The organism is Pediococcus sp. (assembly GCF_003533255.1).
Lineage (GTDB): Bacteria > Bacillota > Bacilli > Lactobacillales > Lactobacillaceae > Pediococcus > Pediococcus parvulus.
Genome location: NZ_DOEM01000001.1, coordinates 224,909 through 238,716 on the forward strand (window position 1 = coordinate 224,909; position 13,808 = coordinate 238,716).

Below are 13,808 nucleotides of genomic sequence, written 5' to 3' on the forward strand. Positions count from 1 at the left end.
TACTAACCTTACCATATCGAAAATTGAAGTCGTTTTCAATGTTAATTTACATATTTAAAAATTATTTTTAAAACGCCTTAGATAAACCAGCAGAATTACTGCCTAAAAGCGGTAACCACTGTTTAATAATCGTTTCAATCTTAAACGCCTGAATACGTTCTAATGATTTCTTAGAATAAATATGCCGCAACGGCTCACTGATTATGACTTTATTAAGTTCTTTGACAAAGTCCATCACGTCCTCAGGTTTCGTTAACACGCCATATTGATTGTGACCAAGAAACTCTGCAGATCCCGTGTTTTCCATGGCGACAATTGGCAAACCAAATCCCATGGCCTCACCAATCACAAGTGGCATCCCTTCCCACCGCGAAGTGGATACAAAAATTGATGCCGTTTCATAGTGTTCCTGTAACGTCTTATCTTTCAGCGCGCCCCGATAGATAATTTTATCTGCCACATCAAATTTTTCAACTAGTTGTCTGAATAAAGCCATCTGCTCTGGCACTCCTTGTCCGGCAATGGCGATCTTCCAATCATCTGGCAAATACTGAGCAGCCTCCAATAATAAATCAATTCCTTTATGTGGAATCGCAATTCGTGCTGTAAATGCAATTGTATGAGAAGTTAAATCGGCTTTTTTATCTGGATTCAAAGTTAGCGGATTGTATATTTTGACAGTATTCGGATTAAACTGACGATAATTTTTTAAATCTGAATCTGTTAAAACAACAACCGCATCCGCTTGTTTCAAACCAGCCACAAATTCTTTTTCCATTCGTTGATAATATTGAGTCAGATAAGTCTTATAGTTGTTGTGCATCCAGGCCACAATTCGAACATTTGGAATTCTTTTTTTAATTAACGGACCAAAACTTGTGGTCAATCCGGCAGCTAAAATAACGCTTTGGAAACCACCCTGTTCAATAAATTCACTTAAATCATCGATCTGATCACGATAATTTTCATAAGGTTTTTCACCAAAAAAATTAAGAACGTGTCCGGAGGCTGGTCGTTTTGCCACAACCAGTTTGGCTTTTAATTCGTAATAAGGCGTGACGTTTTCTAATGAATAATAAGTCACATCTGCATATTTAGTCAGAGCATTCCCCAAAACAGTTGCCGCACGTTTCACACCATCCATTACCACATTTTCAAGCACAATTAATGTTTTCATCTGTTAGTCTACTAAGGTCCTTAGATTTCCCTCAGTATGCCTCCTTACTTATTTTAATAGTTAATGCCGTGTTTCTCTTTTTTTGAGTAAACGAATAGCGGAACAGTCATTTACCGATCCTAAATAGCTATTTCGCTATACCTTACTTAATTCAAGTTTGGCAATTTTTTATCTAACCACCATAACGTCCGCAATAGAATTCTCTAGAATATAAGTTGTGTTCGATCCTAAAAACATTTGCGCCACCCGATTTGCACCTGTTGCCCCAATGTAAATTAAATCGATCTTTTGTGCTTGTTGAATATTACGAGCTAACTCTTCTCGTGGATTGCCAATCTTGACAATGCTCGTGACATCTTTAACACCCTTGTCCTTTGCTTGAGCTACCACGTCATCTAAAAGTTGCTTTTGCTCTTTCAGACGACTTTCATCATCTATATCTGTTTCAACGACGCCAAACCCTATAGATGCCCTTCCTACAGTTGATAATTGGGGTTTTAAAACTTGCGCGATATATAGTTTGGCTTGGTTTCGAATTGCGGCATCAATTGCCTTATCTAGTGCTCTCATTGAAGTTTCAGAACCATCGATTCCGACTAAAATATTTTGATATTGTTGATTTTGCATGGTACTCATCTCGCTTTCTAGTTTATCTATTTTCATTGTAGCAAACGCTTATGAATTCTTATAGTAAAAGGCCCTTCTGATTTTACTATCGTATTTTTTTCGTTATACTAACTTTATGGAGGACTAATTTTATGAAAACAATTACACAATCAATGGTTACAGAAACCATAAAAAAACGAGCCACTCACACGCACAAAGGTTCATTTGGACGATTATTAGTCATTGGTGGTAATGCTCAATTTGGTGGTGCGATTATCTTAACTAGTAGTGCCGCAGTCTATTCTGGTACTGGTTTGGTAACCACTGCCACTCATTCCACCAACTTTGCTAGTCTGCACGCTCGCCTTCCAGAAACAATGGTGATCGATTTTCAAAATGATACGGAACTTAAAAAATTAATCAAAACAGTCGACGGCATTGTCATCGGCCCTGGTTTAGGTGAAGACAAATTGGCTCTCCAAGTTGTGCAGGCTGTCTTTCAGTCCATTCAATCTACTCAACATTTGATTATTGACGGTTCTGCGATCGATCTAGTAGCTGCCCACCACTTATCCCTCCCAGATGCCAAGATCGTCTTTACACCTCACGAGATGGAATGGCAACGACTGTCTGGCATTCCGATTGCTGAACAAACCGAAACCAAAAATCGAAAAGCCCAACAAAAATTACAAGCCACCGTTGTTTTAAAAAAGTATCACACTGAAATTTATACCAATGATACTGTTTATCAATTAAAACTGGGTGGTCCTGAAATGGCAACTGGCGGGATGGGCGACACATTAGCCGGCATGATTGGTGGCTTTGTTGTTCAGTTTTCAGATCACGAAATTCAAGCAATCCTCAGTGCAACCTATTTGCACAGTTATATTGCCGATGAATTAGGTAAAACGCAGTATGTTACCTTACCGCATCAGATTATTAACCAAATTCCGCAAGCAATGGCAAACTTTTCAAAACGAGAGTAAAAAAACGATTAGATCTTAAGCATATCCTGAAATCTGTCTTTTTTTCACGTTTTAGTAGCCCAATAATATTCGAGAAGTAGAAAGAGGCCGCGCAAAACCTATGTTTTTGCGCGGCCTCTTTTCGTTTTTATTTAGTTAAAGCCAATAAGTCATCGACCTCATCTTGACTTAATTCACGATAATTACCTGGCAACAAACCAACATCAATAGCCAAGGTCCCCATTTGAATTCGCTGAAGATGTACAACCTTTTCACCCATCGCGCCAAACATTCGCCGTACCTGGTGATATTTGCCTTCCTGAATTTGAACGTGAACTTTAGTCGTATCTTCAAGTTTGTTATAATTTAGGATTTCAAGTTTGGCTGGATATAACTCAGTCCCATCCTTTAACGTAATCCCCTTAGCAAATTTTTCAATGACTTGATCATCAAGTTTACCAGTTACTGTCGCTTCATAAACTTTCTTAACATGATGGGCTGGTGATAACAGCTTGTGTGCTAAATCGCCATCATTGGTAATAAGTAGGAGTCCCTCCGTATCCTTATCAAGTCTGCCAACTGGAAAAAGGTCAGAACGGTAATCAGACTTATTAAACAAATCCATTACTGTTTTTTGATGGTTATCCGTTGACGCAGAAATGACACCCAAAGGTTTGTTGAGCAAATAATAATAATGAACTTGATATTGAATCTCACGTTCACCCAATTTTACCAGATCTTGACCTGGATTTAATTGCGTTTTGCCAGTGAGTACTCTGCGTGCGTTTAAGGTAACTGCACCCTTTTTAATTAACTGGGTAACCTGACTTCGTGTTCCAATATTCATCTGGTGCAAAAACTTATCAATTCGCATAACGCGCTCCTTAATGGATCCGTAATATTCTTCGAATCCGTTCAACCCGATCGCCAATCATCATATCCGCTAATCTCGTTTTTAAAGTCGCATATAAATAAACAATTCCACCTAAGCAGGCTGCCAAAACCGATACGAAAACAGCCATAAATTTACTATTAGGGTTCAATGCTAAATAGCTCAAGTGGACAGTTGCATACGCCACAATAAAAGTTAAAACGCTAAATACGAGGATCCCTGCAAAAGGTCTGCTGATACGATGGAAACTTATGCCATACTCTTGATTTAGATGACGTAGAATCAACCAACTCACTACCCCGAATCCAATCGCCGTCGAAAGAAGAGGACCCATCACTCCAAAATAAGATACCAGTGGAAATTGTAAGGCAAATTTAACAACGACGCCAATCGCAAAGTAACCAACCGCGCGGACATTTTCGGAAATTCCTTGCATAATTGCTGAAATTACCGTAAACAGTCCCAAAATAATGGACACATATGAAGATGCCTGCAGAACTAAAGTTCCCACAACATCATAGTGATAAAAAAGTGTATTCAAAGGCTGGGCAATGGCAGCCATACCAAGTGCTGAAGGAATCATAAAAAACGAAAACAAAAGTAAAGCATCCGTAATCTGATTATTGATTTCTCGTTTATTACCGCGGGTTTTAGCCTCAGATAACATTGGCACCGCCGTAATCGCCATTGCAGATCCTAAGGAAACCACAATCATAATGAGTTTATTAGAATTAAACGCAAAATCAGCATACAAGGTGTTGACCACAGTCGTCGAATAGTCAAAGGCCCGTTGCATGATGTTAAAAAATGTATATTGGTCAATTAATTGAAAAATTGTAATTGCAGATCCAATAATAATAAATGGTGTCGCCTGAGCAATAATTTCTTTATACAACTGCTTAGTCGGGATTGCCAGTTCTTGCTTACTATTCTCGGCCAATTCTCTTAAACGAGATCGGTGACGGAAATAATACCAAACTAAAACCAACATCCCGCCAATCGCACCAATAAAGGCTGCAAATGTAGATTGGGAAACGGCACTCACCCAATTACCATGGTGAACATGCATGATTAGAAATGCCGTAATCAACATGTAGGCCACACGGGCTAATTGTTCAACAAATTGTGAAATTGCTGATGGTGCCATTTCCTGATAGCCTTGAAAAAAACCCCGAGTCAAACTCATCGTTGGAATAATCAAAACTGCCCAGGCAAGTGAGTGCAAAATCGGAATAACATTGGGATCATGATTAGAAAGAAATGGTGCCCCAAAATACAAAATCAGTGCACACACAATTCCGGTAGCGCCGGACAACAATAGTCCTCGTTTATATAACCGTTGGCCCACTGCAAATTCATTGATTGTATTGTAATGTGCCACTTGTTTGGCAATCGCAGATGGAATCCCAGCAATCGCTGCAATTAAAAAGAAACTATAAATATTATATCCCTTTGCAAATAAGGCATTCGCTTGATTACTCATAGTGCCAAACCAGATTACCCAAGGAATAATGTAGATTGCACCTAACAAGCGTGAAAAAATGCTACCAGCCGTCATCCAGGCTGAGCCTTCAATCATTTTATCTTTTGAAGTGGATTCTTTACTTGTTTGTCTTAGCGGTTGAAATCCCGCATCAGTTGTCTGTGACTTATCTTGAGGCGTCTCAGCCATAATTTATCGACCTACTTTCGAATACTCAATCTTAATCATTTTATCATTACTACAGGGCAATTCAAATTTAAATTCATTTCGTAAGAAAATATAAAGAAACTTTCAGGATCTAAATGTAAGCAAAAAAGGCAGACTCTTCCACTCAGCTACATCAACAAACGGTTCAAGTAACGAACCATATGTTAACTTCGGCTACGCTCAGAATCTACCCGCCTTTTTTCACTTTTCTCTTTTCTAAGTCTTAATTAGCAACCACATTCACAATTTTATTAGGAATTGCAATCACTTTTCGGACCGTTTTACCATCTATCCATTCTTTTAGAGTTTCGTCAGCCAAGGCAATCTTTTCCAAGTCTGCTTTGCTTGTATCCTTAGCTACTTTGATGTGGGAACGAACTTTTCCGTTGACTTGGAGAACAACTTGAACAGTTGACTCAACTAACTTATCTTCATCGTAAGTTGGCCATTTTGCATACGTAATTGTGTCATCATGGCCCAACAATTGCCACAACTCTTCGGCAACATGGGGCATAACTGGTGAAAGCATTTTGACAAATCCTTCCATGTACTGTACTGGTAAGGCATCAACCTTATAACTTTCATTCACAAACACCATCATCTGTGAAATTGCAGTATTGAAATGTAAGTGCTCAAAATCGTGTGTCACCTTTTTAACCGTTTGATTATAAACTTTATCTAATTTACCATCATTAAACGTTGTCACCCGATCACGCAAATGATTGTTTTCATCAATCATTAAACGCCAAACCCGTTCGATCCACTTCTCACTTCCGTGAATGCCGTCTTCACTCCAAGAAACCGATTCCGTTAAAGGACCCATGAACATTTCGTATAAGCGTAAGGTATCGGCTCCATATTGATCGACAATATCATCTGGATTAATGACATTACCCTTTGATTTCGACATTTTTTCGTGGTTGTCACCTAAGATCATTCCTTGATTCACTAACTTCTGGAATGGTTCTTTAGTTGGAACAACGCCGAGATCATACAACACTTTGTGCCAGAAACGCGCATACAGTAAATGTAAGACGGCATGTTCCGCGCCACCAATGTAAAGATCAACTGGCAACCATTTCTTCAAAAGATCCATATCGGCAATTCGTTCGTCATTATGCGGATCAATGTAACGCAAGAAGTACCATGAGCTCCCCGCCCACTGTGGCATGGTGTTCGTTTCACGGCGACCTTTACGGCCGTTTTCATCCACCACGTTGACCCAGTCTTTTAAGTTAGCAAGTGGACTTTCGTAACTCCCTGAGGTTTGTAAATCTTTAGTTGCAGGCAGTTTTAAAGGTAATTCGTCTTCGGGAACTAGTGTAGTTTCGCCATCTTCCCAATGGATAACAGGAATTGGTTCCCCCCAGTAACGTTGACGGGAGAAAATCCAGTCTCGCAAACGATAATTAACTTTTTTATGACCGACCCCTTTATCTTCAAGCCAATCAATCATCTTATCAATAGCAGTTTGTTTATCCATTCCATTTAAGAAATCGGAATTAATATGAACACCGTCCTCAGTATAAGGAGCATCCTCTACATCGCCACCTTCAATAACAGGTGTAATTGGTAAATCAAATTTCTTCGCAAAATCCCAGTCACGTTGATCGTGAGCTGGAACCGCCATGATTGCACCAGTTCCGTATGAAGCAAGCACATAGTCTGCAATCCAAATTGGTATTTTATCGCCGTTAACAGGATTAATTCCATAAGATCCAGTGAAAACCCCAGTTTTGTCTTTGTTCAGGTCGGTCCGTTCCAAGTCAGATTTAGTCTCAATCTTCTTTTCATAGGCCTCCACAACCGCTTTTTGAGCCTCTGTGGTTAGTTTTTTAGCCAATGCATGTTCTGGGGCAATAACCATGTAACTTGCGCCAAACAGCGTATCAGGACGGGTTGTGTATATCTCAATTTGATCATCTGTCCCGTCAACTTTAAAATTGACGCTGGCACCAGTTGAACGGCCAATCCAGTTACGTTGCATTTCCTTGATGCTTTCAGGCCAATCAATTAAGTCCAAGTCATCCAGCAAACGATCTGCATAAGCCGTAATCTTCAGCATCCACTGTTTCATTGGGACACGGTAAACTGGATAACCACCGCGCTCTGTTTTACCATCAACAACTTCTTCATTGGCCACAACTGTGCCGCCCATCATGTCAGGAGCCCAGTTCACAAGTGTTTCTTTTTCATAGGCCAAACCCTTTTTGTACATTTGTTCAAAAATCCATTGGGTCCACTTATAGAACTTAGGATCTGTCGTATTGACTTCACGATCCCAATCATATGAAAAACCTAATGAACGAATTTGCCGTTTGAAGTTCTTGATGTTTTGTGCTGTAAACTCACGGGGATTGTGACCGGTCTTTAAGGCATACTGCTCTGCAGGCAGGCCAAATGCATCCCAACCCATTGGATGCAAAACTTCAAATCCTTGCATCCGTTTGAATCGAGACATGATATCTGTGGCAGTATAGCCTTCAGGATGACCTACATGGAGCCCTTGACCAGAAGGATAAGGGAACATGTCCAATGCGTAATACTTCGGCTTATCTGTCCTCGAATTTGTTTTAAAAGTTTTATGTTCTTTCCAGTAATGCTGCCATTTCCGTTCAATTATATCGTGATTATATGCCAATTTAGCTACACCCTTTCTATATAAAAAAGTCCCATAAGATATTAAAAAATATCTTATAGGACGAAATTTTCCGCGGTACCACCTATATTTACGATTGAATTAGTCAGTCGAACACTTCAATTCTTAACGCGAACTCACGTTACCAGCTACTTGTTTCACCAATAAAATTAAAAAGATGAGTTCGGTGTCTTCGCAATCTATGCTCACATTATCCGCACAGTTTCTGAAAGGTCTCTGACACTTACTACTTCTTTTCAACTAACATTAATGGACTAATCCTATCAAATTAGCCATAAAAATGCAAGAAACCTTTGAAAAATCTGATATACTAGAAGCGCATTCTGAAATAATAAGGGAGATATTCATGCAAACCAATAAACAACATCACGAATGGCTATTAACCAGTTTACTCACCGGAATAATCTTTATAATAGTTACGCTGATGGTAATTGCAAATACCCAGGCAACTCAAAACTTTGATCACTCAATTGCGCAAATTATGCAACACAATCGAACACCCGCTAAAACCCAATTTTTCTTATTTATTACGAGTTTGGGTAATCCTTTGCAAAATATCGGCTTTACTCTTGTTCTTGTCGGTTGGCTAGTTTATGTCAAATATTATCGCCTGCTAAGTTTTGCGGCTTTTAGCATTTTAGTAGGAACGTTAGGAAATACAGCTATTAAACTCCTTGTACAACGGCCTCGCCCTTTGCATAAACTAATTTCAATCGGTGGCTATAGTTTCCCAAGTGGCCACTCTACCAGCACGATCATTCTTCTAGGCGTAATCATGATCATATTTGCAAGCCTCGTCAAATCCAAATGGCAACGCGGTTTAGTTAATTTGTTTGCAATCAGCATGATCCTTTTAATTGGGATGTCACGTATTTATTTAAATGTTCATTATCCCAGCGACGTTCTTGGGGGCTTTTTATTTGGTACCACCATCGTTTTATTATCAGGATTTTTAATTTTACCAACAAAAACGGAGGTTTAAAAAATGAATCTAGAATCTGCATTACGTTATAGCCACACGTTACTTGATCAAGTTGTCCAACCGGGCGATACCGTGATTGACGCCACAGTGGGCAACGGCAACGACACAATCTACTTGGCCAGTGCCGTTGGTAAAAGTGGGCATGTTTATGGATTTGATGTCCAATCTGCTGGACTTGAGGCCACCAAAACACAATTGCTTTTAACTGGGTTGTTAAATCAAACTACCCTAATTCACGATGGACATGAACATTTATCAAATCATCTTCCCGAAGACACCCAAATTACCGCGGCTATTTTTAATCTTGGCTATTTACCCGGTAGTGATAAATCCGTTATTACACACGCAAAAACCACAATTTCAGCTGTTGAACAGTGCCTAAAAATTTTGCAACGGGGAGGACTAGTCATTTTGGTCAGTTATTATGGTCATCCAGGTGGTAAAGATGAGCTGAACCATCTCCAAACTTTTTTAACAAAATTACCGCAAAAAGAGTTTCAAGTTTTAAATTATCAATTTATGAATCAACAAAATGACCCACCAATTTTGTTTGCCATTCAAAAACGATAACTAAAAGTCGACTTTTAATTGCTTAAACACAGCAACTAAAAGTCGACTTTTTTAAATTCTTTGTTTTTTTCGATAATCAATCGCATTTATCACAATGGCCAAAATAATCAAACACACTCCTGCCAAATAAATGTTATGCAACGCCTGATATAAAATAGTTCTCAACGTTGGCAATAATTTAGCTGGTAATGAGGAAGCTGTTTGCGGATTAATCAGCTTATTCATCATCCCTAAATTCAAATTGAAATGTTGGGCAATGCCTTTATTCATAGTACCATTCATGATGATCCCGAAAATGGACATCATGATCGTTTGACCAAGCGTACGCGCTAATGTATTGAAAGAAGTCGCCACACCCATATCCTTTGCCTCGACTAATCGTTGGGAAGTCACCGTTGTGGAAGTAATCGTGATTCCAAATCCCACACCAAGAATGGTAGAAATAACAAAGAACAACCAAAATGGTGTCGTTTGTGACAATAACGCTAACCACAAACTTCCGACAAACAGAATAGCTAGACTAATCATCAAGGTTTGTTTGGGTGTCAGCTTAAGAATAAACTTACCCGCTAAAAATGACCCAAAAATCCACATAACTGAACTAGGCGTGACTGCAAAACCGGCCAAGGAAGCAGGCAAACCAAGCAGTCCCTGTGTCCAAGTAGGAATATAAACTTCAAAACCAATTAAAAATCCAGAAACCAACATGGTCGCTAAATTTTGGGTAATAAACGTGCGATTCTTGAATAGTTTTAACGAAATAATAGGATCATCGGCCTTTTGTTCTCTTCTAATAAACAGAAAAATTGCAACAACGGTAACTGCAAAACAAGTTTCAATAGTTTGCCAAGTAAAATTGGTTTCACCCAAAACTTGAAACCCATACATCAAACTAAGTAACGCCATCGTTAACCACAAAGTTCCCAAGTAATCGATCTTCGTTGAGACTGTGTGAGGATCCTCATGCAGGCAAAGTGCAATCATTGCAACGGTTAACAAACCGATCGGAATATTAATAAAGAATACCCAGTGCCAAGTGAGTTGGTCCACGATAAATCCACCTAGCAACGGTGCCACAATCGCAGCAATCCCCCATGCAGCTCCATTAAAGCCCATGACACGGGCTCGTTTTTCAAATGGGTAGATATCCGCAATAATGGTGTTTGCAACTGGCATAATACACCCCGCCCCAACACCTTGCAGAGCCCGCCAACCAATCAATGTTGGCATAGAGTTAGCCGTCCCACTCAATGTTGAGCCAATAATAAAAATCATGATGCCAATAATGAAGATTCGTTTACGCCCAAAAAGATCGGCTAGCTTACCATATATTGGCGTAGCAACTGCATTTGTTAACAAATAAATTGAAACAATCCAGTTCATTAAATTAACGCCATGAAGATCTCCAACGATGGTCGGCATTGCGGTTGAAACAATGGTTCCTTCTACCGCTGTTAAAAATGTTGCCACAAAAATCGCAATTGTGACTAAGGTAACGTTTGTCTTTTTCGCTGTCATTAATTCACTCTCCACCTAAAAAACCTCTTCTACGCGAATTGCAGAAGAGATTTCAATAATTACTTCAATAACTCTTTTAAGTCATCAACTTTATCTGTATGTTCCCAAGGTAAGTCGATATCTGTCCGACCAAAATGACCATAAGCAGCTGTCTTTTTATAAATTGGCCGCTGTAAATCTAACATTTTGATGATTCCTGCTGGTCGAAGATCAAATATCTTACGAATTGCCTCAACTAATTTTTCTTCAGAAACATTACCAGTCCCAAAGGTATCTACTGAAACGGAAACTGGTTCAGCCACGCCAATTGCATAGGCCAACTGAACTTCAACTTTATGAGCCAAACCAGCAGCCACAATATTCTTGGCAACGTACCTAGCAGCATAACTAGCTGAACGGTCAACTTTAGTTGCATCTTTTCCAGAAAAAGCACCGCCACCATGACGGGCGAACCCACCATATGTGTCAACGATGATCTTACGCCCGGTTAAACCGGCATCCCCTTGAGGACCACCAATAACAAAGCGCCCGGTTGGATTAATAAAGTATTTTGTCTTATCATCCAACAACTTAGCTGGAATCACTGGTTTAATAATATGTTCAAGCACATCTTTGCGGATGGTCTCTAAAGTTACATTAGGATCATGTTGGGTACTTAAAACAACCGTATCTACACGAACTGGCTTTTCATCGTCATCATACTCAACTGTCACTTCGGCTTTTGCATCTGGACGCAAGTATTGAATTTCACCAGACTTACGAACAGCTGCAGTTTTTTGCATCAAATGATGACTTAACATGATTGGTAATGGCATAAGCTCAGGAGTTTCATCAATGGCGAAACCGAACATCAAACCTTGATCTCCGGCACCAATTTTGTCTAATGGATCCGCGTCACCTTCACGAGTTTCCAAAGAATCATCAACACCTTGAGCAATATCTGGTGATTGTTCATCAATGGCAACCATAACTGCACAATTGTCACCATCAAATCCATATTCACCATCTTTATAACCAATTTCTTTGATGGTTTCACGAACGGTCTTTTGAATATCAACGTAAGCAGTCGTACTAATCTCTCCAACGACAACAACTAATCCCGTTGTCACGGTTGTTTCACAAGCTACTCGAGCCTGTGGATCTTGTGCTAACATAGCATCTAAAATTGCATCGCTAATTTGGTCTGCAATCTTATCTGGATGTCCTTCTGAAACTGACTCAGAAGTAAATAAATGTCTCTCTTGCATGTGGAAATTTCCCCCTTATTAATAACGGTTACAAGGCATCTTTGCTTTACAGCAAATCCTTTCGGGAACAAAGTATGTTTGTTCAATGTTATAACCCGTGCTTTGCAGCTTATGAATTTCACATGAACCTAGATTCGCAATACGATTGCATCTAATCTGCTTGTCTCCACGATCATGGAAATTGAAAGCTATCCTAACAATCTTATCACAAATGAAAATTCTTTAAAAGATTGATTTTTAGTTGACGTCGCTTCGAACTTTGTTTACGATTGAGTTATTTCACATAGGAGAATACAACGATGCAAAATATACGTTTGAATGCTGTTAATAAAAAATCGCTGTTGCCGCTAATCATGACGGCCATTCAGAGTTTGACCACTTGGTTGGTGCCAACCCTGTACAGCCATCAAGTACATACTAATATTCAGCATACTTTTAGCAATCAGCTTTTAGTCATATTATTTATCTTCATGTTTAATTTTCTTGTCTTTGATCGCTTCACCAATAAAATTTCAACACCTATATTTTTGAGTATGACTGGAGTCACAGTCCTTGCAGCTGCGTTGGCTTTCTCAAGTATTTCGCCAACGATAAGTATTTTGCTCTTCTTATGTATGGTAACTTTATCAACTTTTTTCACAGGTTTTAAAAACAACTTGGCAGGGCTAATCTTGTATACCATAAGCTCGGCGTTTATATTACCGGAAGTCTTGTTTTACATCCAGTGTGGCTTTTTATCAACCAACTTCTTATCAGTTCTAGTCGTGCCTTTATTAGGTTTTCTATTTATTTTCTATCCATTTTTTATTAATAAACTCAGTTATGGTCCTTTGATTCATTTAAGTCTTGGTATTCTTTGTATCGTAATTTTATTAGTCACTCACTTAACAACCTTCGGATTAATTGCCGTTGGTACACTTATTATTTCATGGCTAGCTACCCAATTTATTAAGCAATCAAAACTGCATTTAATCGTAAACGTAATTTTATATTTAATCTTTAGTGTGTTTCTTATTCTGTGAGTTACAGTTACAAATTTTTCAGCCTATCTAGGTTGTTTTTTTTGATCTTTTTCACAGTTAATTACAGAACAAAAATACCTATTATCAGTCATTATTTCATTTCTACTTTTCTGAAAGACATCTGGTTCCCAAAACAAGCATGTTAAAACTTCAATAATTGCCGTTTTGGGCTAAATTTGTATTCCTTTTCAGATAACTTTTTTAAAAATTTTTTCAGCGTTACTATGCCGCTATAAAGGATAAGATATTTTGAACCCACTATACTTACTCACTTTTCCCGGGTTTTGATAAGCTGTGCTCATTTGATGAAATGGCCTGCAGGATATTGTCTTCTTACGCATCAATGAAATCGTGTCAGCTTATTGGACAAATGCCTTTAAATTCATTTTTGCATTCCCCATCTATTTCAATTTTGAATACAAAAAAAACGATATGATTTCTTATACCAGTCAATTAAATGGGTCTACACTTTCTGGTATT

11 protein-coding genes, 1 riboswitch and 1 other annotated feature are annotated in these 13,808 nt (G+C 38.8%); of the genes, 4 read left to right on the top strand and 7 right to left on the bottom strand.

Going from position 1 to position 13,808, the window contains the following annotated elements:
• Positions 1-67: 67 nt before the first annotated feature.
• Positions 68-1,177 carry a glycosyltransferase gene (locus tag DD627_RS01100; RefSeq protein ID WP_260274353.1) on the bottom strand — a complete coding sequence of 370 codons (1,110 nt, stop codon included), beginning with the start codon at positions 1,175-1,177 and terminating at the stop codon, positions 68-70.
• 168 nt (positions 1,178-1,345) lie between these two features.
• Entirely contained in the window at positions 1,346-1,804 is a 459-nt protein-coding gene (locus DD627_RS01105; protein ID WP_057784818.1) for a universal stress protein, read from the bottom strand.
• 131 nt (positions 1,805-1,935) lie between these two features.
• On the opposite strand from DD627_RS01105, the gene DD627_RS01110 reads away from it, so the two are divergent.
• On the top strand, positions 1,936-2,769 hold the full coding sequence (locus tag DD627_RS01110; protein ID WP_260274352.1) for an NAD(P)H-hydrate dehydratase: 834 nt from the start codon (positions 1,936-1,938) through the stop codon (positions 2,767-2,769).
• A 127-nt stretch (positions 2,770-2,896) separates the two neighbouring features.
• On the opposite strand, the gene DD627_RS01115 is transcribed toward DD627_RS01110, so the two are convergent.
• From DD627_RS01115 to leuS, 3 genes are all read right to left on the bottom strand, one after another.
• Positions 2,897-3,622, bottom strand: a complete 726-nt coding sequence (locus DD627_RS01115; protein ID WP_068805177.1) for a pseudouridine synthase — start codon at positions 3,620-3,622, stop codon at positions 2,897-2,899.
• Between the two features lie 10 nt (positions 3,623-3,632).
• Positions 3,633-5,312 carry a putative polysaccharide biosynthesis protein gene (locus DD627_RS01120; protein WP_057784821.1) on the bottom strand — a complete coding sequence of 560 codons (1,680 nt, stop codon included), beginning with the start codon at positions 5,310-5,312 and terminating at the stop codon, positions 3,633-3,635.
• Between the two features lie 241 nt (positions 5,313-5,553).
• Positions 5,554-7,971: a leucine--tRNA ligase gene (gene leuS / locus DD627_RS01125; RefSeq protein ID WP_068805172.1), complete on the bottom strand. Its 2,418-nt coding sequence runs from the start codon at positions 7,969-7,971 to the stop codon at positions 5,554-5,556.
• Between the two features lie 53 nt (positions 7,972-8,024).
• Positions 8,025-8,239 (bottom strand) — a binding site (T-box leader).
• 96 nt (positions 8,240-8,335) lie between these two features.
• Here leuS and DD627_RS01130 point away from each other — a divergent pair.
• Both DD627_RS01130 and mnmM read left to right on the top strand, forming a co-directional pair.
• Positions 8,336-8,971: a phosphatase PAP2 family protein gene (locus tag DD627_RS01130; protein WP_057784823.1), complete on the top strand. Its 636-nt coding sequence runs from the start codon at positions 8,336-8,338 to the stop codon at positions 8,969-8,971.
• Positions 8,972-8,974: 3 nt separating this feature from the next.
• Positions 8,975-9,541 carry a tRNA 5-(aminomethyl)-2-thiouridylate-methyltransferase MnmM gene (gene mnmM, locus DD627_RS01135; RefSeq protein WP_057784824.1) on the top strand — a complete coding sequence of 189 codons (567 nt, stop codon included), beginning with the start codon at positions 8,975-8,977 and terminating at the stop codon, positions 9,539-9,541.
• A 51-nt stretch (positions 9,542-9,592) separates the two neighbouring features.
• Here the strand turns inward: mnmM and DD627_RS01140 are convergent, their stop codons facing one another.
• Positions 9,593-11,059, bottom strand: coding sequence for an MDR family MFS transporter (locus DD627_RS01140; protein ID WP_260274351.1), 1,467 nt, complete (start codon positions 11,057-11,059; stop codon positions 9,593-9,595).
• Positions 11,060-11,118: 59 nt separating this feature from the next.
• The gene (gene metK, locus DD627_RS01145; RefSeq protein ID WP_057784826.1) at positions 11,119-12,306 is read right to left on the bottom strand and encodes a methionine adenosyltransferase; all 1,188 of its coding nucleotides are present in this window, start codon (positions 12,304-12,306) and stop codon (positions 11,119-11,121) included.
• Positions 12,304-12,387, bottom strand: a riboswitch (SMK box riboswitch). Its footprint overlaps the gene before it by 3 nt.
• Before the next feature lie 218 nt (positions 12,388-12,605).
• Here metK and DD627_RS01150 point away from each other — a divergent pair.
• Positions 12,606-13,328 carry a hypothetical protein gene (locus tag DD627_RS01150; protein WP_260274350.1) on the top strand — a complete coding sequence of 241 codons (723 nt, stop codon included), beginning with the start codon at positions 12,606-12,608 and terminating at the stop codon, positions 13,326-13,328.
• The last annotated feature ends 480 nt before the right edge of the window (positions 13,329-13,808 follow it).